Origin of the sequence: Escherichia sp. MOD1-EC5495 (genome assembly GCF_002965965.1) — a bacterium.
GTDB classification, from domain to species: domain Bacteria; phylum Pseudomonadota; class Gammaproteobacteria; order Enterobacterales; family Enterobacteriaceae; genus Escherichia; species Escherichia ruysiae.
This window is the reverse complement of sequence record NZ_PTRI01000009.1, coordinates 71,976-97,339: the sequence shown is the minus strand read 5'-3', so window position 1 is coordinate 97,339 and position 25,364 is coordinate 71,976. Positions and strand designations below refer to the sequence as shown.

The 25,364-nt window shown below is 52.9% G+C and carries 22 protein-coding genes; 11 read left to right on the top strand and 11 right to left on the bottom strand.

The genetic code is table 11. The features are described 5' to 3' along the window. Window positions 1-46: 46 nt before the first annotated feature. From araD to rluA, 4 genes are all read left to right on the top strand, one after another. Complete coding sequence (araD, locus tag BEG40_RS09265) at window positions 47-745, top strand: L-ribulose-5-phosphate 4-epimerase (protein ID WP_105285281.1); 699 nt, start codon at window positions 47-49, stop codon at window positions 743-745. 71 nt (window positions 746-816) lie between these two features. Beyond that, on the top strand, window positions 817-3,168 hold the full coding sequence (polB, locus tag BEG40_RS09260) for a DNA polymerase II (protein WP_105285280.1): 2,352 nt from the start codon (window positions 817-819) through the stop codon (window positions 3,166-3,168). Window positions 3,169-3,332: 164 nt separating this feature from the next. Beyond that, window positions 3,333-6,239 (top strand): RNA polymerase-associated protein RapA, encoded by a 2,907-nt coding sequence (rapA, locus tag BEG40_RS09255; protein ID WP_105285279.1) that lies wholly within the window; start codon window positions 3,333-3,335, stop codon window positions 6,237-6,239. A gap of 11 nt (window positions 6,240-6,250) precedes the next feature. Further along, the gene (gene rluA, locus BEG40_RS09250; RefSeq protein WP_105285278.1) at window positions 6,251-6,910 is read left to right on the top strand and encodes a bifunctional tRNA pseudouridine(32) synthase/23S rRNA pseudouridine(746) synthase RluA; all 660 of its coding nucleotides are present in this window, start codon (window positions 6,251-6,253) and stop codon (window positions 6,908-6,910) included. A gap of 111 nt (window positions 6,911-7,021) precedes the next feature. Here rluA and djlA read toward each other — a convergent pair whose 3' ends face one another. Then, window positions 7,022-7,837 carry a co-chaperone DjlA gene (gene djlA, locus BEG40_RS09245; protein ID WP_001200584.1) on the bottom strand — a complete coding sequence of 272 codons (816 nt, stop codon included), beginning with the start codon at window positions 7,835-7,837 and terminating at the stop codon, window positions 7,022-7,024. 254 nt (window positions 7,838-8,091) lie between these two features. On the opposite strand from djlA, the gene lptD reads away from it, so the two are divergent. From lptD to apaH, 6 genes are read left to right on the top strand one after another with little or no spacing between them, the layout of a single operon-like run. Next, window positions 8,092-10,449 carry an LPS assembly protein LptD gene (gene lptD, locus BEG40_RS09240; RefSeq protein ID WP_000746179.1) on the top strand — a complete coding sequence of 786 codons (2,358 nt, stop codon included), beginning with the start codon at window positions 8,092-8,094 and terminating at the stop codon, window positions 10,447-10,449. A gap of 52 nt (window positions 10,450-10,501) precedes the next feature. Further along, window positions 10,502-11,788 (top strand): peptidylprolyl isomerase SurA, encoded by a 1,287-nt coding sequence (surA, locus tag BEG40_RS09235; RefSeq protein ID WP_000800488.1) that lies wholly within the window; start codon window positions 10,502-10,504, stop codon window positions 11,786-11,788. Next, a complete protein-coding gene (gene pdxA, locus BEG40_RS09230) occupies window positions 11,788-12,777 on the top strand; it encodes a 4-hydroxythreonine-4-phosphate dehydrogenase PdxA (protein ID WP_105285277.1) in 990 nt (329 codons plus the stop codon). The genes surA and pdxA overlap by 1 nt, the downstream gene beginning before the upstream one ends. Further along, the gene (rsmA, locus tag BEG40_RS09225) at window positions 12,774-13,595 is read left to right on the top strand and encodes a 16S rRNA (adenine(1518)-N(6)/adenine(1519)-N(6))-dimethyltransferase RsmA (RefSeq protein ID WP_001042780.1); all 822 of its coding nucleotides are present in this window, start codon (window positions 12,774-12,776) and stop codon (window positions 13,593-13,595) included. Before pdxA ends, rsmA begins: the two co-directional genes overlap by 4 nt. Before the next feature lie 2 nt (window positions 13,596-13,597). Continuing rightward, a complete protein-coding gene (gene apaG / locus BEG40_RS09220; protein WP_000610905.1) occupies window positions 13,598-13,975 on the top strand; it encodes a Co2+/Mg2+ efflux facilitator ApaG/CorD in 378 nt (125 codons plus the stop codon). 6 nt (window positions 13,976-13,981) lie between these two features. Further along, window positions 13,982-14,830: a bis(5'-nucleosyl)-tetraphosphatase (symmetrical) ApaH gene (gene apaH / locus BEG40_RS09215; RefSeq protein ID WP_016159402.1), complete on the top strand. Its 849-nt coding sequence runs from the start codon at window positions 13,982-13,984 to the stop codon at window positions 14,828-14,830. Here the strand turns inward: apaH and BEG40_RS09210 are convergent. The 10 genes from BEG40_RS09210 to BEG40_RS09160 all read right to left on the bottom strand — a co-directional run bounded on the left by BEG40_RS09210 (window position 14,827) and on the right by BEG40_RS09160 (window position 23,364). Beyond that, entirely contained in the window at window positions 14,827-15,141 is a 315-nt protein-coding gene (locus BEG40_RS09210; RefSeq protein WP_105285276.1) for a CcdB family protein, read from the bottom strand. The genes apaH and BEG40_RS09210 overlap by 4 nt on opposite strands. A 2-nt stretch (window positions 15,142-15,143) precedes the next feature. Continuing rightward, window positions 15,144-15,377 (bottom strand): type II toxin-antitoxin system CcdA family antitoxin, encoded by a 234-nt coding sequence (locus BEG40_RS09205; protein WP_000125566.1) that lies wholly within the window; start codon window positions 15,375-15,377, stop codon window positions 15,144-15,146. A gap of 85 nt (window positions 15,378-15,462) precedes the next feature. Further along, window positions 15,463-15,942 (bottom strand): type 3 dihydrofolate reductase, encoded by a 480-nt coding sequence (gene folA / locus BEG40_RS09200; protein WP_024191058.1) that lies wholly within the window; start codon window positions 15,940-15,942, stop codon window positions 15,463-15,465. Between the two features lie 194 nt (window positions 15,943-16,136). Further along, entirely contained in the window at window positions 16,137-17,996 is a 1,860-nt protein-coding gene (gene kefC / locus BEG40_RS09190) for a glutathione-regulated potassium-efflux system protein KefC (RefSeq protein ID WP_105285275.1), read from the bottom strand. Next, window positions 17,989-18,519 carry a glutathione-regulated potassium-efflux system oxidoreductase KefF gene (gene kefF / locus BEG40_RS09185; RefSeq protein ID WP_000600737.1) on the bottom strand — a complete coding sequence of 177 codons (531 nt, stop codon included), beginning with the start codon at window positions 18,517-18,519 and terminating at the stop codon, window positions 17,989-17,991. Before kefF ends, kefC begins: the two co-directional genes overlap by 8 nt. A gap of 107 nt (window positions 18,520-18,626) precedes the next feature. Further along, window positions 18,627-19,958, bottom strand: coding sequence for an MFS transporter (locus BEG40_RS09180; RefSeq protein ID WP_105285274.1), 1,332 nt, complete (start codon window positions 19,956-19,958; stop codon window positions 18,627-18,629). A 58-nt stretch (window positions 19,959-20,016) separates the two neighbouring features. Next, on the bottom strand, window positions 20,017-20,304 hold the full coding sequence (gene fixX, locus BEG40_RS09175) for a ferredoxin-like protein FixX (protein WP_000203741.1): 288 nt from the start codon (window positions 20,302-20,304) through the stop codon (window positions 20,017-20,019). Continuing rightward, window positions 20,301-21,587: an FAD-dependent oxidoreductase gene (locus BEG40_RS09170; protein WP_105285273.1), complete on the bottom strand. Its 1,287-nt coding sequence runs from the start codon at window positions 21,585-21,587 to the stop codon at window positions 20,301-20,303. The genes fixX and BEG40_RS09170 overlap by 4 nt, the downstream gene beginning before the upstream one ends. Window positions 21,588-21,637: 50 nt before the next feature. After that, window positions 21,638-22,579, bottom strand: a complete 942-nt coding sequence (locus BEG40_RS09165) for an electron transfer flavoprotein subunit alpha/FixB family protein (protein WP_105285272.1) — start codon at window positions 22,577-22,579, stop codon at window positions 21,638-21,640. A gap of 14 nt (window positions 22,580-22,593) precedes the next feature. Further along, the gene (locus tag BEG40_RS09160) at window positions 22,594-23,364 is read right to left on the bottom strand and encodes an electron transfer flavoprotein (RefSeq protein ID WP_000692177.1); all 771 of its coding nucleotides are present in this window, start codon (window positions 23,362-23,364) and stop codon (window positions 22,594-22,596) included. A 472-nt stretch (window positions 23,365-23,836) separates the two neighbouring features. On the opposite strand from BEG40_RS09160, the gene caiT reads away from it, so the two are divergent. Beyond that, entirely contained in the window at window positions 23,837-25,351 is a 1,515-nt protein-coding gene (caiT, locus tag BEG40_RS09155; protein WP_000650972.1) for an L-carnitine/gamma-butyrobetaine antiporter, read from the top strand. Window positions 25,352-25,364: the final 13 nt, after the last annotated feature.

Here is a 25,364-nt window from a genome sequence, read left to right as displayed (position 1 = left end):
TGGGGAGAGGGTCGGGGTGAGGGGAAATGACCTCTCTGGAGTCAACATGTTAGAAGATCTCAAACGTCAGGTATTAGAAGCCAATCTGGCGCTGCCAAAACACAACCTGGTCACGCTGACCTGGGGCAACGTCAGCGCCGTTGATCGCGAGCGCGGCGTCTTTGTGATCAAACCTTCCGGCGTCGATTACAGTACCATGGCCGCCGACGATATGGTCGTGGTCAGTATCGCAACCGGTGAAGTAGTTGAAGGCAAGAAAAAGCCCTCCTCCGACACGCCAACTCACCGGTTGCTCTATCAGGCATTCCCGTCCATTGGCGGCATTGTGCATACGCACTCCCGCCACGCCACCATCTGGGCGCAGGCAGGTCAGTCGATTCCGGCAACCGGCACCACCCACGCCGACTATTTCTACGGCACCATTCCCTGTACGCGTAAAATGACCGATGCGGAAATCAACGGTGAATATGAGTGGGAAACCGGTAACGTCATCGTTGAAACTTTCAAAAAACAGGGGATCGACGCGGCGCAAATGCCAGGCGTACTGGTGCATTCTCACGGTCCATTTGCGTGGGGTAAAAATGCCGAAGATGCGGTGCACAACGCCATCGTGCTGGAAGAAGTCGCTTATATGGGGATTTTCTGCCGCCAGTTAGCGCCGCAGTTACCGGATATGCAGCAAACGTTGCTGGATAAGCACTATCTGCGTAAGCATGGCGCGAAGGCATATTACGGGCAGCAATGACTGTATAAAACCACAGCCAATCAAACGAAACCAGGCTATACTCAAGCCTGGTTTTTTATTGGATTTTCAACGTGGCGCAGGCAGGTTTTATCTTAACCCGACACTGGCGGGATACCCCGCAAGGAACCGAAGTTTCCTTTTGGTTAGCGACGGACAACGGGCCGTTGCAGGTTACGCTTGCGCCGCAAGAGTCCGTGGCGTTTATTCCCGCCGATCACGTTCCCCGCGCTCAACATATTTTGCAGGGTGAGCAAGGATTTCGCCTGACGTCGCTGGCGTTAAAGGATTTTCACCGTCAGCCGGTGTATGGCCTTTACTGTCGCGCCCATCGCCAGTTGATGAATTACGAGAAGCGCCTGCGTGAAAGTGGCGTTACCGTTTACGAGGCCGATGTGCGCCCGCCTGAACGCTATCTGATGGAGCGGTTTATTACCGCTCCGGTGTGGGTCGAGGGTGATTTGCGTGATGGCGCTATCGTTAATGCCCGTCTGAAACCGCATCCCGACTACCGCCCGCCGCTCAAGTGGGTCTCTATAGATATTGAAACTACCCGCCACGGTGAGCTGTACTGCATCGGCCTGGAAGGCTGTGGGCAGCGCATCGTTTATATGCTGGGGCCAGAGAATGGCGACGCTTCCTCACTTGATTTCGAACTGGAGTACGTCGCCAGCCGTCCGCAACTGCTGGAAAAACTTAACGCCTGGTTTGCAAACCACGATCCCGATGTGATCATCGGCTGGAACGTGGTGCAGTTTGATCTGCGAATGCTGCAAAAACATGCCGAGCGTTACCGCATTCCGCTGCGTCTGGGGCGCGATAACAGCGAGCTGGAGTGGCGCGAGCACGGTTTTAAAAACGGTGTTTTTTTTGCCCAGGCCAAAGGCCGGCTAATTATCGACGGTATCGAGGCGCTGAAATCCGCGTTCTGGAATTTCTCTTCATTCTCGCTGGAAACCGTCGCCCAGGAATTGTTAGGCGAAGGAAAATCTATCGATAACCCGTGGGATCGGATGGACGAAATTGACCGCCGTTTCGCCGAAGATAAGCCCGCACTGGCGACTTATAACCTGAAAGATTGCGAACTGGTAACGCAGATCTTCCATAAAACTGAAATCATGCCATTTTTGCTCGAACGGGCGACGGTTAACGGCCTGCCGGTAGACCGCCACGGTGGTTCGGTGGCGGCGTTTGGTCATCTCTATTTCCCGCGAATGCATCGCGCCGGATATGTCGCGCCCAATCTCGGCGAAGTTCCACCGCACGCCAGCCCTGGCGGCTACGTGATGGATTCGCGACCAGGGCTGTATGATTCGGTGCTGGTGCTGGACTACAAAAGCCTGTACCCATCGATCATCCGCACCTTTCTGATTGATCCCGTCGGGCTGGTGGAAGGCATGGCGCAGCCTGATCCAGAGCACAGCACCGAAGGTTTTCTCGAAGCCTGGTTCTCGCGGGAAAAACATTGCCTGCCAGAGATCGTAACTAACATCTGGCACGGCCGCGATGAAGCCAAACGTCAGGGCAATAAGCCGCTGTCGCAGGCACTGAAAATCATTATGAATGCCTTTTATGGCGTGCTTGGTACGACCGCCTGCCGATTCTTCGATCCGCGCCTGGCGTCCTCGATCACCATGCGCGGTCATCAGATCATGCGACAAACCAAAGCGTTAATTGAAGCGCAAGGCTATGACGTGATCTATGGCGATACCGACTCAACGTTTGTCTGGTTGAAAGGCGCACATTGCGAAGAAGAAGCGGCGAAAATCGGTCGAGCACTGGTGCAGCACGTTAACGCCTGGTGGGCGGAAACGCTGCAAAAACAACGGCTGACCAGTGCGCTGGAACTGGAGTATGAAACTCATTTCTGCCGTTTTCTGATGCCAACTATTCGCGGAGCCGATACCGGCAGTAAGAAGCGATACGCCGGACTGATTCAGGAAGGCGACAAGCAGCGGATGGTGTTTAAAGGGCTGGAAACCGTGCGTACCGACTGGACACCACTGGCTCAGCAGTTTCAGCAGGAGCTGTATTTGCGCATCTTTCGCAACGAGCCATATCAGGATTATATCCGCGAAACCATCGACAAACTGATGGCAGGTGAACTGGATGCACGGCTGGTTTACCGCAAACGGCTACGCCGCCCACTGAGCGAATATCAGCGTAATGTGCCGCCTCATGTACGCGCCGCTCGCCTTGCCGATGAAGAAAACCAAAAGCGCGGACGCCCCTTGCAATATCAGAACCGAGGCACCATTAAATATGTCTGGACCACTAACGGCCCGGAGTCGCTGGACTATCAACGTTCACCGCTGGATTACGAACACTATCTGACTCGCCAGCTTCAACCGGTGGCGGAAGGAATACTCCCCTTTATTGAGGATAATTTTGCTACACTTATGACCGGGCAACTTGGGCTATTTTGAGCAAAAAAAAGAGTTCGCCAGATACCATTTTGATGCGTGACGAATCCTTTGCCATCCAGTACCATAGCGCCCTTTCCATTCCTGGACCTGAATAACGCCACTACCTCATAAGCCCGGTAGCGGGTAGTTATTGCCTGCAATTAAAGATATAGAGCCGAACACATATGCCTTTTACACTTGGTCAACGCTGGATCAGCGATACAGAAAGCGAATTGGGACTTGGAACCGTTGTCGCGGTGGATGCGCGAACTGTCACTCTGCTTTTCCCATCTACTGGTGAAAACCGTCTGTACGCACGCAGTGATTCCCCCGTGACCCGCGTGATGTTCAACCCTGGTGATACCATTACCAGCCACGACGGCTGGCAGATGCAAGTCGAAGAAGTAAAAGAAGAAAATGGCTTGCTGACCTATATCGGTACTCGCCTGGATACTGAAGAAGCCGGCGTGCCCCTGCGCGAAGTTTTCCTTGATAGCAAACTGGTGTTCAGCAAACCGCAAGACCGCCTGTTTGCCGGGCAGATCGACCGTATGGATCGCTTTGCGCTGCGTTATCACGCACGTAAGTATTCCAGCGAACAGTTCCGTATGCCGTACAGCGGCCTGCGCGGTCAGCGTACCAGTCTGATCCCGCACCAGCTCAACATCGCTCATGATGTTGGTCGCCGCCACGCGCCGCGCGTTCTGCTGGCTGACGAAGTGGGTTTAGGGAAAACCATTGAAGCTGGGATGATCCTGCATCAGCAGTTGCTCTCTGGCGCTGCTGAACGTGTGCTGATTATCGTCCCGGAAACCTTACAGCATCAGTGGCTGGTAGAAATGCTGCGCCGTTTCAACCTACGTTTTGCTCTGTTTGATGATGAGCGTTATGCCGAAGCTCAGCACGATGCTTACAACCCGTTCGATACCGAACAGCTGGTGATTTGCTCGCTGGATTTTGCCCGTCGTAGCAAACAGCGTCTGGAACATCTCTGTGAAGCCGAGTGGGACCTGCTGGTGGTCGATGAAGCGCATCACCTGGTGTGGAGCGAAGATGCGCCGAGCCGTGAATATCAGGCCATTGAACAACTGGCAGAGCATGTGCCTGGCGTTCTGCTGCTGACCGCAACCCCGGAACAGCTGGGGATGGAAAGCCACTTCGCCCGTCTGCGTCTGCTGGACCCGAACCGTTTCCACGATTTTGCGCAATTCGTTGAAGAGCAGAAAAATTATCGTCCGGTTGCGGACGCCGTTGCCATGCTGCTGGCAGGTAACAAACTGAGCAATGACGAACTGAACATGCTTGGCGAGATGATCGGCGAGCAGGATATCGAGCCGCTGTTGCAAGCAGCAAACAGCGACAGCGAAGATGCCCAGAGCGCCCGTCAGGAGCTGGTTTCGATGCTGATGGATCGCCACGGCACCAGCCGCGTGCTGTTCCGTAACACCCGTAACGGTGTGAAAGGCTTCCCGAAACGCGAGCTACACACTATTAAACTGCCGCTGCCGACGCAATATCAGACGGCTATTAAAGTCTCCGGCATCATGGGCGCACGTAAAAGTGCGGAAGACCGCGCCCGCGATATGCTCTACCCGGAGCGTATTTATCAGGAATTTGAAGGTGATAACGCCACCTGGTGGAACTTCGATCCGCGCGTTGAGTGGCTGATGGGCTACCTGACCAGCCATCGCTCTCAGAAAGTGCTGGTGATCTGCGCTAAAGCCGCCACCGCGCTGCAACTGGAGCAGGTGCTGCGCGAGCGTGAAGGTATTCGCGCAGCGGTGTTCCACGAAGGCATGTCGATTATCGAACGTGACCGCGCAGCCGCATGGTTCGCTGAAGAAGATACCGGCGCACAAGTGCTGCTGTGCTCGGAAATCGGTTCTGAAGGGCGTAACTTCCAGTTCGCCAGCCACATGGTAATGTTCGATCTGCCGTTCAACCCAGACCTGCTGGAGCAGCGTATTGGTCGTCTGGATCGTATCGGTCAGGCGCACGATATTCAGATCCACGTACCTTATCTGGAAAAAACCGCTCAGTCAGTGCTGGTGCGCTGGTATCACGAAGGTCTTGATGCCTTCGAGCACACCTGCCCGACCGGACGCACTATTTACGATAGCGTGTACAACGATCTGATTAACTACCTGGCTTCACCCGATCAAACCGAAGGCTTTGATGAGCTGATCAAAAACTGCCGCGAGCAGCATGAAGCCCTGAAAGCACAGCTGGAGCAGGGGCGTGACCGCCTGCTGGAGATCCACTCCAACGGTGGCGAAAAAGCCCAGGCACTGGCAGAAAGCATTGAAGAGCAGGATGACGATACCAACCTGATCGCCTTCGCCATGAATCTGTTCGATATTATCGGGATCAATCAGGACGATCGCGGCGACAACATGATCGTGCTGACACCGTCCGATCACATGCTGGTGCCGGACTTCCCGGGTCTGTCGGAAGATGGCATCACCATCACCTTTGATCGTGAAGTGGCGCTGGCGCGTGAAGATGCGCAGTTTATTACATGGGAACATCCGCTGATCCGCAACGGTCTGGATCTGATCCTTTCTGGCGATACCGGTAGCAGTACGATTTCACTGTTGAAAAACAAAGCGTTGCCGGTAGGTACGCTGTTGGTGGAGCTGATTTACGTGGTTGAAGCACAAGCGCCGAAGCAGTTGCAGCTTAACCGCTTCCTGCCGCCGACGCCGGTACGTATGCTGTTGGATAAAAACGGCAACAACCTGGCGGCACAGGTAGAGTTTGAAACCTTTAACCGTCAGCTTAACGCGGTTAACCGTCACACTGGCAGCAAGCTGGTTAACGCCGTGCAGCAAGAGGTTCACGCTATTCTTCAGCTGGGTGAAGCGCAGATTGAGAAGTCTGCTCGTGCACTGATTGATGCGGCGCGTAACGAAGCTGACGAAAAACTGTCTGCGGAACTGTCGCGTCTGGAAGCACTGCGTGCAGTGAACCCGAACATTCGTGACGACGAACTGACCGCCATTGAGAGCAACCGTCATCAGGTGATGGAAAGCCTGGATCAGGCAGGCTGGCGTCTGGATGCCCTGCGTTTAATCGTTGTGACGCATCAGTAACGGAGCCGATGATGGGGATGGAAAACTACAATCCGCCGCAGGAACCCTGGCTGGTTGTCCTGTATCAGGATGATCACATTATGGTGGTCAACAAGCCGAGCGGTTTGTTGTCTGTGCCGGGGCGTCTGGAAGAGCACAAAGACAGCGTGATGACGCGCATTCAGCGTGATTATCCGCAGGCAGAATCGGTGCATCGTCTGGATATGGCTACCAGCGGTGTGATTGTAGTGGCGTTGACCAAAGCGGCGGAGCGGGAATTAAAACGCCAGTTCCGCGAGCGCGAGCCGAAAAAGCAGTATGTGGCTCGCGTCTGGGGGCATCCATCCCCCGCCGAAGGTCTGATAGATCTGCCATTGATTTGCGACTGGCCAAACCGCCCGAAACAGAAAGTCTGTTACGAAACGGGGAAGCCTGCGCAGACGGAATATGAAGTGGTGGATTATGCGGCGGATAACACGGCAAGAGTGGTGTTAAAGCCGATTACCGGGCGTTCGCATCAGCTGCGTGTGCATATGCTGGCGCTGGGGCATCCGATTCTCGGCGATCGTTTTTATGCTTCACCGGAAGCGAGAGCAATGGCACCTCGTTTGCTGCTACATGCAGAGATGTTGACGATTACCCATCCAGCATATGGCAATAGTATGACGTTCAAGGCGCCTGCGGATTTTTAATAGTCACGCTGGTGCAGTTCGGTAGGCCGGATAAGGCGTTCACGCCGCATCCGGCAATTTGTGCCGCCGGATGCGACGCGCCCGCGTCTTGTCAGGCCTACAATTTGAAACTTATTTAAACCCTTTCTGCTGCTTTATCAGTTCATACGCCTGCTGAATTTCCTGCGCTTTTTGCTTCGCCATCTCCATCATCTCTGGCGGTAAACCTTTCGCTACCAGCTTATCGGGATGGTGTTCACTCATCAGCTTACGGTAGGCACGTTTAATGGTGGTTGCATCATCCGTCGGCTTCACGCCCAGCACGTTACAGGCATCTTCCAGAGTCGGACCACGCTGCGCTTGCTGCCAGTTACCACCGCCAGATTGCTGCTGATAACCGCCGCCAAATTGCGCTCCGCCCTGCATCATGCGCAGAAACTGGTCAAACTGGGCGCGGGAGATCCCCAACTCTTCAGCAATCACATACAACACCGCCCGTTCGTTTGGATGCAGTGAACCATCGGCAAATGCTGCCTGAATCTGGATCTCCAGAAACATACGAATTAAGTCAAAACGACCAAAGCAGACACTGCGAAACTGACGCATCTTTTCGCGCAGCGGGTAATTGTCTGATTTTCCCACCCGGAATGCATTTTGCGCCGCAGTACGGGAAGCACCGTGTAAATTCATCCGATCCATGAGCAATGTGGCAATATGAATATCAGCCTCAGTAACACGTCCTTTGGATTTGGTTAAATGCCCCATCACTTCAAAAGTGGTGGCAAAAAACAGCGCCTGACGCTCGCGCTGGTTGGCGAACCACGCCATTTTGCGGCTGCGGGCTTTATCAAACATATGGCCGATTAACAGACCTAATACAACGCCCCAAAAGCCGCCGCCCATCAGTAAGGCCACGGCCACGCCAATGATTTTTCCCCAATACTGCATATATTCCCCAAATAGACACACGGATATCAGGGCTATCTCCCACAATATAAAGGTGCTTTTACCGTTTTCCGGCTGCGGTCAATTGTGGGACATCGCCTATAATTTGCATTATCATACCTGTCATTCAATGCCGTGCCTAACACCACTGACGCTATTCGGACAGGATTAACACTAGCGTAGAGATGACGAGTACGTTAGTCTCTGACCGTTTGTCACGCGCAACGTTACCGATGATGGAACAATAAAATCAACGTATGAAAAAACGTATCCCCACTCTCCTGGCCACCATGATTGCCACCGCCCTTTACAGTCAACAGGGACTGGCAGCCGACCTCGCCTCACAGTGTATGTTGGGCGTGCCAAGCTATGACCGTCCTCTGGTACAGGGCGATACTAACGACTTACCCGTGACGATTAATGCTGACCACGCAAAGGGGAATTACCCCGATGACGCCGTGTTTACTGGCAGCGTAGATATCATGCAGGGTAACAGCCGTCTGCAGGCCGACGAAGTGCAGCTCCATCAAAAAGAGGCACCAGGACAACCGGAGCCGATACGTACTGTTGATGCGCTCGGTAATGTCCATTACGACGATAACCAGGTGATCCTCAAAGGGCCGAAAGGCTGGGCGAATCTGAACACCAAAGATACCAACGTCTGGGAAGGTGATTACCAGATGGTGGGTCGCCAGGGTCGTGGTAAAGCGGACCTGATGAAACAGCGTGGCGAAAACCGCTACACCATTCTGGATAACGGTAGCTTTACTTCCTGTTTGCCAGGTTCTGATACCTGGAGCGTGGTAGGTAGCGAAATTATTCATGACCGCGAAGAACAAGTTGCGGAGATCTGGAACGCCCGCTTTAAGGTGGGTCCGGTTCCGATCTTTTACAGCCCGTATTTGCAGTTGCCGGTGGGTGATAAACGCCGTTCTGGTTTCTTGATTCCGAACGCCAAATACACCACCACCAACTACTTTGAATTCTATCTGCCATATTACTGGAACATCGCGCCAAATATGGATGCCACCATCACGCCGCATTATATGCATCGTCGTGGCAACATCATGTGGGAGAACGAATTCCGTTATCTCACCCAGGCAGGCGCAGGCTTGATGGAACTGGATTATCTGCCTTCGGATAAAGTCTATGAAGATGAACATCCAGAAGATAGTAATTCACGCCGTTGGTTGTTCTACTGGCAACACTCCGGAGTGATGGACCAGGTTTGGCGCTTTAACATCGACTACACCAAAGTCAGCGACCCGACCTATTTCAACGATTTTGATAATAAATATGGTTCCAGTACCGATGGTTACGCAACGCAAAAATTCAGCGTTGGCTATGCGGTGCAGAACTTTGACGCTACGCTTTCGCATAAACAATTCCAGGTTTTTGATGATACCAGTGGCAACAGCTATGCCGCTGAACCGCAGTTAGACGTCAACTACTACCATAACGATCTCGGCCCTTTTGATACCCGAGTTTATGGTCAGGCAGTGCATTTTGTTAATACAAACAGCAATATGCCAGAGGCTACTCGCGTTCATCTGGAGCCGACGATCAATCTGCCGTTATCTAACACCTGGGGCAGTATCAATACCGAAGCGAAGCTACTGGCTACCCATTATCAGCAGACCAATCTCGACTGGTATAACAGCAACCCACAAAACAATAAGTTGGCAGATTCTGTTAACCGCGTAATGCCGCAATTTAAAGTTGACGGCAAAATGGTCTTCGAACGTGATATGGAAATGCTGGCGCCGGGTTACACCCAGACGCTGGAGCCGCGCGCTCAATACCTGTATGTGCCGTATCGCGATCAGAGCAAAATCTATAACTATGACTCCGCACTGTTGCAATCCGACTACTCAGGCCTGTTCCGGGACCGGAGTTATGGCGGTCTTGACCGTGTTGCTTCCGCAAACCAAGTGACGACCGGTATCACAACTCGCGTATATGATGATGCAGCCGTTGAACGTTTTAATATTTCCGTTGGTCAAATCTACTATTTCACGGAGTCTCGCACCGGCGATGACAACATAACATGGGAGAATGACGACAAAACGGGCTCACTGGTATGGGCAGGCGATACCTACTGGCGCATCTCCGAACGCTGGGGATTACGTGGCGGCATTCAGTACGATACTCGTCTGGATAACGTAGCCACCAGTAACACCAGTATTGAATACCGTCGTGATGAAGACCGTCTGGTACAGCTGAACTATCGCTATGCCAGCCCGGAATATATACAGGCGACACTGCCTAATTATTATTCCACATATGAACAATTTAAAAACGGTATTTCGCAGGTAGGCGCAGTCGCCAGCTGGCCAATCGCCGATCGTTGGTCAATTGTCGGGGCTTACTACTACGACACCAATGCGAACAAGCAAGCCGACTCTATGTTAGGCGTGCAATACAGCTCCTGCTGCTATGCGATTCGCGTCGGTTACGAGCGGAAGCTGAACGGTTGGGATAACGATAAACAACATGCGGTATATGACAACGCAATCGGCTTTAACATCGAACTTCGCGGCCTGAGCTCTAACTACGGTCTGGGTACGCAAGAGATGCTGCGTTCGAACATTCTGCCGTATCAAAACTCTTTGTGATTTGTTGATTTACCACGTAATCCGCAGTGCGGTTAATTGAAATGGAAAAAGTATGAAGAACTGGAAAACGCTGCTTCTCGGTATCGCGATGATCGCGAATACCAGTTTCGCTGCCCCCCAGGTAGTCGATAAAGTCGCAGCCGTCGTCAATAACGGCGTCGTGCTGGAAAGCGACGTTGATGGATTAATGCAGTCGGTAAAAATGAATGCCGCCCAGGCAAGGCAGCAACTTCCTGATGACGCGACGCTGCGCCACCAAATCATGGAGCGTTTGATCATGGATCAAATCCTCTTGCAGATGGGGCAGAAAATGGGAGTGAAAATCTCCGATGAGCAGCTCGATCAGGCGATTGCCAATATTGCCAAACAGAACAATATGACGCTGGATCAGATGCGCAGCCGTCTGGCCTACGATGGTCTGAACTACAACACCTATCGTAACCAGATCCGCAAAGAGATGATTATCTCTGAAGTGCGTAACAACGAAGTGCGTCGTCGCATCACCATCCTGCCGCAGGAAGTTGAAGCTCTGGCGCAACAAGTCGGTAATCAAAACGATGCCAGCACTGAGCTGAACTTAAGCCACATCCTGATCCCGCTGCCGGAAAACCCGTCTTCTGAGCAGGTAAACGAAGCGGAAACGCAGGCGCGTGCCATTGTCGATCAGGCTCGTAACGGCGCTGATTTCGGTAAACTGGCGATCGCTCACTCTGCCGATCAGCAGGCGCTGAACGGCGGTCAGATGGGCTGGGGTCGTATTCAGGAACTGCCGGGAATTTTCGCCCAGGCGTTAAGCACGGCGAAGAAAGGCGATATTGTTGGTCCGATTCGTTCTGGCGTTGGCTTCCATATTCTGAAAGTTAACGACCTGCGCGGCGAAAGCAAAAATATCTCGGTGACCGAAGTTCATGCTCGCCATATTCTGCTGAAACCGTCGCCGATCATGACTGACGAACAGGCCCGCGTGAAACTGGAACAAATTGCAGCGGACATCAAGAGTGGTAAAACAACTTTTGCTGCCGCAGCGAAAGAGTTCTCTCAGGATCCTGGCTCTGCCAACCAGGGCGGCGATCTTGGCTGGGCAACGCCAGATATTTTCGATCCGGCCTTCCGTGACGCGTTGACCCGCCTGAATAAAGGTCAAATGAGTGCACCGGTTCACTCTTCATTCGGCTGGCATTTAATCGAACTGCTGGATACCCGTAATGTCGATAAAACCGACGCTGCGCAGAAAGATCGTGCTTATCGTATGCTGATGAACCGTAAGTTCTCGGAAGAAGCAGCAAGCTGGATGCAGGAACAACGCGCCAGCGCCTACGTTAAAATCCTGAGCAACTAATGGTTAAAACCCAACGTGTTGTGATCACTCCCGGCGAACCCGCCGGGATTGGCCCGGACTTAGTTGTCCAGCTTGCACAGCATGAGTGGCCGGTCGAACTGGTTGTTTGTGCCGATGCCACTCTCCTTACCGACCGGGCAGCGATGCTCGGTTTGCCGCTTACACTCCGCCCTTATTCCCCAGACTCCCCTGCCCAACCGCAAACTGCGGGCACATTAACGCTACTTCCTGTCGCGCTACGTGCACCTGTGACTGCGGGGCAATTAACGGTTGAAAATGGGCATTACGTGGTAGAGACGCTGGCGCAAGCGTGTGATGGCTGTCTGAACGGTGAATTTGCCGCACTGATTACCGGCCCCGTGCATAAAGGCGTCATTAACGACGCTGGTATTCCGTTTACCGGTCATACCGAGTTTTTCGAAGAACGCTCGCAGGCAAAAAAAGTCGTGATGATGCTGGCAACCGAAGAACTTCGCGTGGCGCTGGCAACGACGCATTTACCGCTACGTGATATCGCTGACGCCATCACCCCACCACTGCTGCATGAAGTCATTTCTATTTTGCATCACGATTTGCAAACCAAATTTGGTATTGCTGAGCCGCGCATTCTGGTCTGTGGACTGAATCCGCACGCAGGTGAAGGCGGTCATATGGGCACGGAAGAGATAGACACCATCATTCCGGTGCTCGACGAGTTACGGGCGCAGGGGATGAAACTCAACGGGCCTTTGCCTGCCGATACCCTGTTTCAGCCTAAATATCTCGACAACGCCGACGCGGTGCTGGCGATGTACCACGATCAGGGTCTTCCCGTGCTAAAATACCAGGGCTTCGGGCGCGGTGTGAACATTACGCTGGGCCTGCCCTTTATTCGCACATCGGTTGACCACGGCACCGCGCTGGAACTGGCGGGACGTGGCAAAGCCGATGTCGGCAGTTTTATTACGGCGCTTAATCTCGCCATCAAAATGATTGTTAATACCCAATGAATAAACGAGTCCACCAGGGCCACTTAGCCCGTAAACGCTTCGGGCAAAACTTTCTCAACGATCAGTTCGTGATCGACAGCATTGTTTCTGCCATTAACCCGCAGAAGGGTCAGGCGATGGTCGAAATCGGCCCCGGTCTGGCGGCATTGACCGAACCGGTCGGCGAACGTCTGGACCAGCTGACGGTCATCGAACTTGACCGCGATCTGGCGGCACGTCTGCAAACGCATCCGTTCTTAGGCCCGAAACTGACGATTTATCAGCAGGATGCGATGACCTTTAACTTCGGTGAGCTGTCCGAGAAAATGGGGCAGCCGCTACGAGTTTTCGGTAACCTGCCGTATAACATCTCCACGCCGTTGATGTTCCATCTGTTTAGCTATACTGATGCCATTGCCGACATGCACTTTATGTTGCAAAAAGAGGTGGTGAATCGTCTGGTTGCAGGACCGAACAGCAAAGCGTATGGTCGATTAAGCGTCATGGCGCAATATTATTGCAACGTGATCCCGGTGCTGGAAGTACCGCCATCAGCCTTTACACCACCACCAAAAGTGGATTCCGCCGTCGTGCGCCTGGTTCCTCATGCAACGATGCCTTACCCGGTTAAAGATGTTCGCGTGTTAAGCCGTATCACCACCGAAGCCTTTAACCAGCGTCGTAAAACCATTCGTAACAGCCTCGGCAACCTGTTTAGCGTTGAGGTGTTAACGGGAATGGGCATCGACCCGGCGATGCGAGCGGAAAATATCTCTGTCGCGCAATATTGCCAGATGGCGAACTATCTGGCGGAGAACGCGTCTTTGCAGGAGAGTTAACGATGATCAATTCGCCCCGAGTGTGTATTCAGGTTCAAAGTGTTTACATTGAAGCGCAATCTTCACCTGATAATGAACGTTACGTTTTTTCTTATACCGTAACCATACGCAACCTGGGGCGAGCGCCAGTGCAGTTGTTGGGGCGTTACTGGCTGATCACCAACGGCAATGGCCGTGAAACCGAAGTCCAGGGCGAAGGTGTGGTGGGCGTTCAGCCGCATATCGCCCCTGGCGAAGAGTACCAGTACACCAGCGGTGCGATTATTGAAACACCGATGGGCACCATGCAGGGTCACTACGAAATGATCGATGAAAATGGCGTTCCATTCAGCATCGACATTCCTGTATTCCGACTCTCCGTTCCAATACTCATTCATTAAAATAATATGGCGACATACCTTATTGGCGACGTTCATGGTTGTTACGATGAACTGATCGCATTGCTGCATAAAGTGGAATTTACCCCTGGGAAAGATACCCTCTGGCTGACGGGCGACCTGGTCGCGCGTGGGCCTGGTTCGCTTGATGTTCTGCGCTATGTAAAATCCTTAGGCGACAGCGTGCGTCTGGTTCTGGGTAATCACGATCTGCATCTGCTGGCAGTATTTGCCGGGATCAGCCGCAATAAACCGAAAGATCGCCTGACACCGCTGCTGGAAGCGCCGGACGCCGACGAGCTGCTTAACTGGCTGCGTCGCCAGCCTCTGCTGCAAATCGACGAAGAGAAAAAACTGGTGATGGCTCACGCGGGGATCACGCCGCAGTGGGACTTAGAGACAGCCAAAGAGTGTGCTCACGACGTAGAAGCAGTATTGTCGAGTGACTCCTATCCTTTCTTTCTCGACGCCATGTACGGCGACATGCCAAACAACTGGACGCCAGAGTTACGTGGTCTGGCACGACTGCGCTTTATCACCAACGCCTTTACCCGTATGCGTTTTTGCTTCCCGAACGGTCAACTGGATATGTACAGCAAAGAGTCGCCAGAAGACGCGCCAGCACCGTTGAAACCGTGGTTTACCATTCCAGGGCCAGTTAGCGAAGAGTACAGCATTGTGTTTGGTCACTGGGCATCGCTGGAAGGAAAAGGCACGCCAGAAGGCATTTACGCGCTGGATACAGGATGCTGCTGGGGCGGGACATTAACCTGCCTGCGCTGGGAAGATAAGCAGTATTTCGTCCAGCCGTCGAACCGGCATAAGGATTTGGGTGAGGGAGAGGCGGTCGCGTCTTAAATCTCGTCGAGCATAAAATCTAATGCTCCTTTAATCAACGTTCGGTGCGCGCTGGCATCGCAAAATTTCGTTCCCAGCGCGTTAACTGGAACAGTGGCAGTCTCATGCGTCATGAGCACATATTCTTTGCCATCTACCAGTAAAAGGATTGGGTTAAGCCGTTCTGGTGGGCGAATACGGCTAAATCGTTCAATAGGTGTTAATGGAATAACGATACGGCGATTAATCTCACCAATAATGTCGCTGGTAACATCGATAACAAAGGGAAACGCGGCGTTCCTGCCGCGACTGCGGTATACCGTAAATTGCATCACTAGAAGCTCCGGTACTCATCAGAGAAACATCCGGTTTCATCAGCCAATTGATTTAACGCAGCGATAGCTTCTGCGTTCTCTTCACGCCAACGTGTTGCTGCATGTTTTTTAAGTTCAGCATTGAGCGCAACCGTAAGGGTGGCGCTCATATTTAACCCTGCATCACGAGCGCGATTGACTAACTCACGGTCGACGGTGACGGTCACACTTTGTGTGGTACGTTTTGCAGTCATGATATCGTGCTCCTGTACAATTTATACGTCTAGTATACACGGATATCTGCACGTATCAGTGATGCCGGAATTCTAATATACAGAATTACCGCCGCTCCAGAATCTCAAAACAATAGCTGTGAGAGTTCTGCGCATCGGCGTCGTGGAATTCGCTGAATACCGATTCCCAGTCGTCCGGCTCGTAATCCGGGAAATGAGTGTCGCCTTCCACTTCCGCGTCGATATGCGTCAGATACAGCTTCTGTGCTTTCGGCAGGAACTGCTCGTATACGCGTCCACCGCCAATCACCATAATCTCCGGTACGTCACCACACGCGGCGATGGCTTCATCCACCGATTTAACCCACGTTACGCGATCGTCCGTACCTGGCTTGCTGCTGAGGATAATATTCTTGCGCCCAGGCAGCGGGCGACCAATGGATTCCCAGGTATGGCGCCCCATAATCACGGGTTTATTTAAGGTGTTACGTTTAAACCAGGCGAGATCGGCAGGCAGGTTCCACGGCATGGCGTTTTCCATGCCGATAACGCGATCTACCGCTAACGCCGCAATCAGACTGATCATTGAGATTTCCCGATAAAAAAAATTGTCGCCACTATACGTAAAGCGTAAACCTTCGTCGACTGGCGTGAGGATGATGTTGAGGAAAATTTTATATTCTGCTGGCGAGTCCACGCTATGCCCCTGGACTCGCCTCATTACAGTTGCGCAAAAACAAACAGTTAGTTGTAAAGCGTGTGCTACATCACACTTTCTGATTACGATGGCTTAGTTTCTGGCTCATCCGCCATGTTGCCGGTATGTTTGCCTTCTTCGGTTCCCTGCCAGCCATGCCGTTGAATTAATGACAGATGTTCGCGATCCTCAGTAATAATCTCGCTTAACATCGCGCTGGTGCGTTTATAGACTGCCGCGCGGGCTTTGGTGTCGTTTTCGCCCATTGCCATCTCTTCCACCATCTGAATATTAAAGCGGCGGAACACATCCGCGCGTTCTCGCGCTTCATATGGCCCAAGACCTAAACTTTCCAGCGCCAGCCGCCCGGTTTTCAACGCGCCTTCGAAAGTTTCACGCTCCGGCTTTTCAACGCCTGCCTGGCGCAGGCGGATATAGTGATCAACATCGCGGGCACGGGCAATAATCTGCAAATGTGGGAAATGCTCCTTCACCATCTCCGTCAGTTGCAGATTGGTTTGCGGATCGTCGATGGCGTTAATCAGCACTTCTGCTTTCGCCGCTCCGGCAGATTCCAGTAAATCCATCCGCGTGGCATCGCCGTAAAACACTTTCATGCCGAATTTGCGCAACGTTTCGATATGGTCAGGATCGTGATCGAGCACCACCATTTTTACCCCGCTGGAGAGCAGTAAACGTCCGGTGATCTGCCCAAAACGTCCAAATCCAGCAACAATGACCCGTGGCTGTTCTTCGTCAATCTCATCGGCTTCACGCGCTTCTTCAGTAGAAGATTGCTCAAGGCGATTGAGGATCACCAGCAGAATCGGCGTTGCCGCCATCGACAGCGCCACCGCCAGGGTCAGCGATTTCGCCCACTCCGGCTCCAGCACATTTGCCATCTGCGCCGTACCAAACACCACAAAGGCAAACTCACTGCCCTGCCCTAACAGCACCGCAAACCAGCGACGCTGTTTATTCGGCACCTGTAACGGCCGGGCAATCAGCCACAGCATGACGATTTTGATGATGAGGAAACCAAGCAGCAAAATGACAATGCGCAACGGATTTTCAAGCAGCGTGCCAAAGTCTATCGACATGCCAACGCCAATGAAAAACAGCCCCAGCAGCAAACCTTTGAACGGTTCGATATCGCTTTCCAGCGCATGACGATATTCCGAGCTTGCCAGCAGTACACCCGCCAGAAACGCGCCCATCGCCATCGACAAGCCGACCTCTTCCAGCAGCAAACCAAAGCCAAACACGAGGAATAACGCCACGGCACTAAACACTTCCCGCAAGCCAGAGCGGGCAACAAAACGCAGCGCCGGACGCGTGACATAACGCCCCAGCAGTACCACCAGCACCAGTGCGCCCGCCACTTTTAATGCCGAGAGAGCAAATGCGCCCATCGTCGTCGAGGCACTGCTCGCCGCCAGTAGCGGGATCATCGCTACCAGCGGGATTGCGGCAATATCCTGGAACAGCAGTACCGCAAAGGCGCTGCGTCCCATCTGCGTCACCATTAGGTTACGCTCATTCATCGCCTGCATGGCTATCGCCGTAGAGGAGAGCGCCAGCGTCATGCCGATCAGTTCCGCTACCTGCCAGCGCAGCCCAAGTAACATGCAGAATAGCCCCAGCAGGCCGCCACAAATCACCATCTGCAATGCGCCACCACCGAACACCGCCGCACGCAGCTTCCACAGCCTTTGTGGGTCGAGTTCGAGGCCAATGATAAACAGCATCAGCACCACGCCGATTTCAGCAAAGTGCAGGATAGATTCGGCATCGGTCACCAGCCGCAGCCCCCACGGGCCAATAATGCAGCCTGCGATCAGGTAGCCAAGTACCGATCCCAGACCGAGGCGTACTGCAATGGGTACAATCAGCGCCGCCGAACCGAGGTAGATCAGCGCCTGAATCAGCGTATGACTATCCATGATGTGCCTCCTGCCATTCCAGCAGACGTTGCTTATAGTGACGCGCCTGCCCTTCGAGGGTTTCGTCGTCACAAATAAAGGTGCAGTGCATGGCAAACGGCGGCAGCCAGTTCAGCCCACAGTAGATCGCCGTCGCCTGTAGCGGCTGCGACAGCACATCAAAGCCCGGATGCGCGCCAATCTCAAAATGGCTTTCCCCGCCGCCGGTCGTCACCGCCCACAGCAAATGTTTGCCATGCAGCGCCGTACCGCCGTGACCGTAAGCCCAGCCGTGCGAGAGGACTTTATCGATCCAAAGTTTAAGGAGCGGTGGAATGCTGTACCACTGCATCGGGTGCTGCCAGACGATCAGATCGGCGCGAGACAGCGCCTCTTGCTCGGCGGCAATATCGATATTGAAGTCAGGATAGAGTTGATAAAGAGAGCGAATTTCGACGCCTTCCAGCGTCCTTGCCTGTTCAAGCATCCGTTTATTCGCATGGGAATGATGCGGATAAGGATGCGCATAAATTATGAGAATCATAGTTAGCCTGCGCGGTTACGCCTTTGTTTTCCCACAAAGTGTAGTCACATATTCACGCGGCTTATAGTCAATAATATTGATTCAGAAAAGAGAGAATTCTGAATAAATTACCCCGCTCGCTGCCTGCGGATCGTCATATTGCTGGTCTGCGCCAGTGACATCCCACGGGTTTCCGGGGCAAACGCTACGGAAATCAACAAGCCAAACAGCGAGATACCCGCCCCCATTAGCATCGTGTTACTGATACCGTAATTATTGATAAAGATCGGCAGCGCCCAGGTCGAAACAATGGTGCCAATCCGGCTTAAGGACATAATCACCCCCACGGCAGAAGCGCGGATATCCGTCGGGAAGAGTTCATTAGGATAAAGCCACTGCAAATTACCCGGCCCGCCAGAGAAAAAGGCATACACCGCGAACGCCATCACCACCAGCCAAATCCCCATATCCGGGATCAGCCCCAAAACCGCCAGCGCCAGCGTCATCATGGCAAAGCTGCCAATCAACAATGGACGCCGTCCGGCAGTGTTTAGCCACAGCATCGGCGGAATACAGCCGAGCATAAAGAACAGGCTAATCACCACATTTCCCAGCGCCGCATTTTTGCCGACGCCCAGCCCCAGAAGACCAACGATTTGCGGATCAAAGGTGTAAATGGCAAACATTGGGATCACCTGGCAAGTCCAGATGGCGGCAACAAACAGAACAAACGGAAAATGGCGACGGTTAAACAGATCGCGAAAACGGGTTTGCTGTGGCTGCTCTTCATCGAAAGCCACCGGTTCGCCAAACAGTTTGATCATCATCTCTTCGCACTCTTTTACTCGCCCTTTGCGTAGCAGCCAGCGGGGAGATTCAGGCAGTTCGAATCGACCAATCAAAATCAACAAACAGGGGATCGCCGCGCTACCCAACATCCAGCGCCAACCACCTTCCACATCATAAAGCCAGTAGCCGACCAGATCGGCACAGGTCGCGCCGACATACCACATGGCGGCAATAAAGCTGATGGAAAACGCCCGCTGACGGGTGCTGGAGAACTCGGTGATCATTGAGGTGGCGATGGGATAATCCGCGCCAATGACAATGCCGATGAGTACCCGCATCACCAGCAGTTCGACGGGGGATGAGACAAACATCGTCGCCACCGATATCACGCCGATGGCGATGATATCAATGAGGAACATTTTGCGCCGTCCGACTTTATCGGAGATATAGCCAAACAGCGATGTACCGACAAACAGCCCGGCGAGCGTTCCCGCGCCCAGCAAGCCAATCCAGTCGGCGTCCAGTTTCAGTGCCGGAGTCAGTTGCTCCAACGCCACGCCAATCATTACCAGTACGTAACCATCCAGAAACGGACCACCGCTTCCCCACAGCAAAATACGGCGGTGAATAGAGGAGAATTTGAGATCGTCAAAGTTTCTGGACGGTTGCATGGGTTATTCCTGTTTTTTTGCAATGAGAGTCAGTACGGCGTTACGTATCAAACCAACATCAGCCGTAACGGAACTCCACACCAAAGGTGCCGCGCGGGTATTCCCACTGTTCCAGCGCCGACCCCAGCCCCAGAATGCGACAGGTGCCGCACTCCAGACATCCGGCGTAATCGAAGCGCACACTGCCGTCATCCTGCTTCTTGTACAGACCTGCGGGGCACGCTTTCACCAGCAGCTCCAGGGCCTGTTTATCGGCATCGGCCTTCACAACAATGTGTGGATGCTCTTCATCGACATTGAATTTATTGACGCCCAGTTTGACGTCCACATTGACGGGAGAAGTCATAAAACGGTCACTCCTTTCATGCCATCCTTGATCAGATTGATGAAGCCCACTTTCTTGCCGTGGCGGAGGATTTTCTTGCGCATCAGTTCCGGCACACTGCCGTCAATGGTGAACAGGTCACGCGCCACGCCCACCGCCAGTTCCGGGTAGCCGCTAAACATGCGTGGGTTATCAAGGAACGCCGGTAGTTTCTGGTACATACGCATATCGCGCAGCGGGCCACTCTCCAGATGTTGACGATATTCCGCCAGTTTTTGCTTACTGAAATCGTCGCTTTTCATCGCTGAAAGCACGGTTTTTGCTGCTGCTTCCCCAGCGGCAATCGCCAGATCCATCCCGCGAATGGTAAAACCGAGGTTCATACACATTCCGGCGGCATCACCGGCAATCAACACGCCGTCACCGACCAGTTCCGGCAGCATGTTGATGCCCGCTTCCGGCACGACGTGAGCAGAATATTCCACCAGCTTGCCGCCCGCGATCAGCGGTGCAACTGCCGGATGCTGTTTGAAATCTTCCAGCATTTGCGGCACCGACTTTTTCGCGTCATGCAGATGATGCAGACCACAAACCAGCCCCAGCGACAGAGTGTTTTCATTGGTATAAAGGAAGCCGCCGCCCATCAGGCCATCGGTGGGGGAACCCGCAAACAGGCAAGCCGCGCCCTGATTACCCTGCAACTGAAAACGGTCTTCGATAACCGACTTCGGTAACTCGATCAGTTCCTTCACGCCAACCGCCACATCCGTCGGTTTGACGCGTTTCGCCATTCCCAGCTTTTCGGCAAGAATAGAGTTCACCCCGTCGGCAAGGATCACCGTTTTCGCTTCAATCACATCGCCATCGGCTTCTACGCCGACCACTTTGCCATCGCGCTGTACGAGGTTATCGACGCGAATCCCGGTAATTAACTGCGCGCCCGCTTCTTCGGCCTGCTCCATCAGCCAGGCATCAAATTTACTGCGCAAAACAGAGTAAGAACGCTGGGATGGCAAGGTTTCGTCACCGTTGCAGTAGTCCATAGTCATCGCTGACTTTTCCGTCATAAACGCGAGTTTTTCATGGGTGATCAGGCGTTCTACGGGGGCGGATTCGGCGAAACCAGGAATAATGTGTTCCAGACTGTGGGCATAGAGACGCCCGCCGGTGACGTTCTTGGCACCTGCGGAATTGCCACGCTCGATAACTAACACTTGCGCCCCTTCGCGGGCGAGCACCAGTGCGGCAACCGAACCGGCAAGCCCTGCACCGACGATGATGGCGTCAAAGATATCTTCGGACATAAGAGCTCCCTGTCAGCGGCAGAGCCGAAATGCAGCCCTGCCAGAGTGGATCAACGCGCTAAAGCTGCGGTCAGCGCCGGAAGGATCTTCACGGCGTCGCCAACAATGCCGTAATCCGCGTACTGGAAGATCGGCGCATTTTTATCTTTATTGATGGCGAAAATGGTTTGCGACGCGTTAGCGCCAACCATGTGCTGGATCTGCCCGGAGATCCCCACCGCCAGGTACAGATCAGGTTTCAGCATCAGGTTGGAGATACCGACATAGCGTTCGTGCTCCATCCATTTTTCGTTTTCTGCCACCGGACGAGAACAGGCCAACTCCGCACCTATCGCCTTGCAAAGCTGTTCTGCCAGCGCAATGTTCTCTTTGCTGCCAATACCGCGACCGACGCTGACCACCAGGCGGGCTTTGTCGAGATCGACGCTGTTGCTCTGGCGCGCCTGGGTTGCCGTGCGGGTAATCGCCACAGCCGGAGCCTGCCACTCCACGGTGTGCGTTTCGCCAGTACGTGACGCGTCTGGCTGAGCCGCATCGAACGTGCCGCTGCTGATGGTCAGTACCGCATACGGCGTGACAATGCGTTCTTCGCCAATCGCCAGACCACCGTAAACCATGTGTTTCACTGTCGCTTTACCGTCCTGTACGCTGACGGTGCTAGCATCGTTAGACACCGCCGCTTTAAGGCGATAACCCAGTTTTGCCGCCAGTAATTTGCCGCGACGGGTGTTTGGCAACAGCACCAGACCGTCTGCGCCGTGCTGGCGAATAGTGTCAGCCATGACACCGGCGTAATCTTCGATCATCCGATCGTCCGGTTTGCCGTTTAATTTCCAGACATGATTAGCGCCGAGCTGGATTGCCTGTGCGCCGTCGGCATCATTGAGGACAAAGGTGTTGATTTGATTAGCTAAAGCCTGCGCACCGTTCATCAGTTCCGGCAGACGAGAAGGGGTATCGCTGAATACCCAGACTTGAGAAAACGTGTTCATAGCATCCCCTGTAATTAAATGACTTTGCGAAGATTTTCAGCAAATGCGGCGATCTGTTCTTCGCCGTCGCCTTCAATCACGATGCGCTGACGCTCGCGCTGTTTCGGCGCGGCAACCTGTTGTTCTGACCAGGCTGCCTCTGCGTTAAAACCGATATCCGCCGCCGACCATACCTGGACTGGCTTTTTCGCCGCGCCGAGAATGGCTTTCATCGAAGGAATTTGTGGGGAGTTGATATCAGTGGAAACAGCAACAACCGCAGGCAGCGGAATGCTTAAGGTTTCGGTTTCATCTTCCAGTTCGCGCTCAACGGTGAGGGTATCTGCCGTCAGGGAGATAATTTTGCTGACGCCGTTAACTGCAGGAATATTGAGGATTTCGCCTACCAGCAAACCAACCTGCTGGGCATAAAGGTCGGAAGAACCATCGCCACAGAGGATCAAATCAAAGCCTACTTTCTGGGCGGCGGCAGCCAGTGCGCTCGCCGTTTGTTGCGGCAGTGCCTGCTCGAACTGGTCATCAATCACCACAATCAGTTCATCCGGGCCGCGCGATAGCACATCTTTACGCCCTTTGGCGTTGGTCAGGGCTTTACCGCCCACACTTAAGGCCGTCACCTGCGCCTCTGCTGCCTGTTGCTTTAGCTGGCAAGCCGCTTCAATAGCGTTCAGATCGTATTGGCTTATTTTGGCATCGGCTTTACTGAAGTCTAATGAACCATCAGCATTATTGATCGCAATATCCTGTTCATCAGGCACGCACTTATAGCAAGTAATAATCTTCATTGCATCTCCAGAAATCATGAAGGAAACGTCGTTCATATCGGTGGTGTTAATTACAGATATCACGCCATTTAATTCCGGAATAAAACTTTAATCACCAATATTGAAAATGTCACACGCAGATAAATCCAACTTTCAATATTGTTAAGTTCCTCACCAATATTGAAAACACGGCGTAGAAAAAAGAAATTTTCAATATTGTTTTATGGATCACCAATATTGAAAGTCAGATGCTATTTTTTTACTCATAATCAAACATAATAAATTGATTAACAAGGAATATTTACATCAAAACACCCTGCTTTCACCCGATAGAAAAACGTGACTACCATCACAGAATACGGCTAACTGAATACCCATTATGAGTTAGCCATCAACGCGTTCACGAGGTTAATAATAATTATATTAAATGTTAACAAAAATAAAACAAACGGGAACGCAAAATAAATATTCGTTTTCACAGTGGAATTAACTCATGAAAGATGAAAAGAGAAAAACGGGAATAGAACCGAAGGTTTTCTTTCCGCCGTTAATAATCGTCGGCATACTTTGTTGGCTTACAGTCAGAGATCTGGATGCGGCGAATGTCGTTATTAATGCTGTATTCAGTTACGTCACCAATGTATGGGGATGGGCATTTGAATGGTATATGGTGGTGATGCTTTTCGGCTGGTTCTGGCTGGTGTTTGGTCCGTATGCCAAAAAGCGTTTAGGTAACGAACCACCGGAATTTAGCACCGCCAGTTGGATCTTTATGATGTTCGCCTCCTGTACGTCTGCTGCCGTACTGTTCTGGGGATCGATTGAGATCTACTACTACATCTCCACCCCGCCGTTTGGCTTAGAACCGAACTCGACAGGAGCGAAAGAGTTGGGGCTGGCTTACAGCTTGTTCCACTGGGGACCTCTGCCGTGGGCCACTTACAGCTTCCTTTCAGTCGCCTTCGCTTACTTCTTCTTTGTCCGCAAAATGGAAGTGATTCGCCCCAGCTCCACCCTGGTGCCGCTGGTAGGTGAAAAACACGCCAAAGGGTTGTTCGGCACTATCGTCGACAACTTCTATCTCGTCGCCTTGATCTTCGCGATGGGCACCAGTCTGGGCCTTGCCACGCCGCTGGTGACCGAGTGTATGCAATGGTTGTTTGGCATTCCGCATACCCTGCAACTGGACGCTATCATCATTACCTGCTGGATTATCCTCAACGCCATTTGCGTCGCCTGCGGTCTGCAAAAAGGGGTACGTATCGCCAGTGACGTGCGTAGTTACCTGAGCTTCCTGATGCTGGGTTGGGTGTTCATTGTCAGCGGTGCCAGCTTCATCATGAACTACTTCACCGATTCGGTGGGGATGTTGCTGATGTATCTGCCGCGCATGTTGTTCTATACCGATCCCATCGCTAAAGGCGGCTTCCCACAGGGCTGGACCGTGTTCTACTGGGCATGGTGGGTGATTTACGCTATCCAGATGAGTATCTTCCTCGCCCGTATCTCCCGTGGTCGTACCGTGCGTGAACTGTGCTTCGGCATGGTGCTGGGACTGACAGCGTCCACCTGGATCCTGTGGACCGTACTCGGCAGTAACACTCTGCTGTTGATGGATAAAAACATCATCAACATTCCGAACCTGATCGAACAGTACGGTGTGGCGCGCGCCATCATCGAAACCTGGGCCGCTCTGCCGCTCAGCACCGCCACCATGTGGGGCTTCTTCATTCTCTGCTTTATTGCCACCGTTACGCTGGTTAACGCCTGCTCTTATACCCTGGCGATGTCCACCTGCCGCGAAGTACGCGACGGCGAAGAACCGCCACTGCTGGTACGTATCGGCTGGTCAATCCTGGTTGGCATTATCGGCATCGTTCTGTTGGCGCTCGGCGGCCTGAAACCGATTCAAACCGCCATTATCGCCGGAGGATGCCCGCTGTTCTTCGTCAACATTATGGTGACGCTCTCCTTTATTAAAGACGCGAAACAGAACTGGAAAGATTAATTAACCCCCAAAA

Coding starts and splice junctions, on each gene's coding strand:
- lptD (WP_000746179.1), top strand. CDS start 8,092: ATGAAAAAACGTATCCCCACTCTCCTGGCCACCATGATTGCCACCGCC.
- kefF (WP_000600737.1), bottom strand. CDS start 18,519: ATGATTCTCATAATTTATGCGCATCCTTATCCGCATCATTCCCATGCG.
- djlA (WP_001200584.1), bottom strand. CDS start 7,837: ATGCAGTATTGGGGAAAAATCATTGGCGTGGCCGTGGCCTTACTGATG.
- BEG40_RS09205 (WP_000125566.1), bottom strand. CDS start 15,377: ATGACTGCAAAACGTACCACACAAAGTGTGACCGTCACCGTCGACCGT.
- apaH (WP_016159402.1), top strand. CDS start 13,982: ATGGCGACATACCTTATTGGCGACGTTCATGGTTGTTACGATGAACTG.
- BEG40_RS09210 (WP_105285276.1), bottom strand. CDS start 15,141: ATGCAATTTACGGTATACCGCAGTCGCGGCAGGAACGCCGCGTTTCCC.
- folA (WP_024191058.1), bottom strand. CDS start 15,942: ATGATCAGTCTGATTGCGGCGTTAGCGGTAGATCGCGTTATCGGCATG.
- rluA (WP_105285278.1), top strand. CDS start 6,251: ATGGGGATGGAAAACTACAATCCGCCGCAGGAACCCTGGCTGGTTGTC.
- araD (WP_105285281.1), top strand. CDS start 47: ATGTTAGAAGATCTCAAACGTCAGGTATTAGAAGCCAATCTGGCGCTG.
- rsmA (WP_001042780.1), top strand. CDS start 12,774: ATGAATAAACGAGTCCACCAGGGCCACTTAGCCCGTAAACGCTTCGGG.
- surA (WP_000800488.1), top strand. CDS start 10,502: ATGAAGAACTGGAAAACGCTGCTTCTCGGTATCGCGATGATCGCGAAT.
- BEG40_RS09160 (WP_000692177.1), bottom strand. CDS start 23,364: ATGAAGATTATTACTTGCTATAAGTGCGTGCCTGATGAACAGGATATT.
- rapA (WP_105285279.1), top strand. CDS start 3,333: ATGCCTTTTACACTTGGTCAACGCTGGATCAGCGATACAGAAAGCGAA.
- kefC (WP_105285275.1), bottom strand. CDS start 17,996: ATGGATAGTCATACGCTGATTCAGGCGCTGATCTACCTCGGTTCGGCG.
- BEG40_RS09165 (WP_105285272.1), bottom strand. CDS start 22,579: ATGAACACGTTTTCTCAAGTCTGGGTATTCAGCGATACCCCTTCTCGT.
- caiT (WP_000650972.1), top strand. CDS start 23,837: ATGAAAGATGAAAAGAGAAAAACGGGAATAGAACCGAAGGTTTTCTTT.
- pdxA (WP_105285277.1), top strand. CDS start 11,788: ATGGTTAAAACCCAACGTGTTGTGATCACTCCCGGCGAACCCGCCGGG.
- fixX (WP_000203741.1), bottom strand. CDS start 20,304: ATGACTTCTCCCGTCAATGTGGACGTCAAACTGGGCGTCAATAAATTC.
- apaG (WP_000610905.1), top strand. CDS start 13,598: ATGATCAATTCGCCCCGAGTGTGTATTCAGGTTCAAAGTGTTTACATT.
- BEG40_RS09170 (WP_105285273.1), bottom strand. CDS start 21,587: ATGTCCGAAGATATCTTTGACGCCATCATCGTCGGTGCAGGGCTTGCC.
- BEG40_RS09180 (WP_105285274.1), bottom strand. CDS start 19,958: ATGCAACCGTCCAGAAACTTTGACGATCTCAAATTCTCCTCTATTCAC.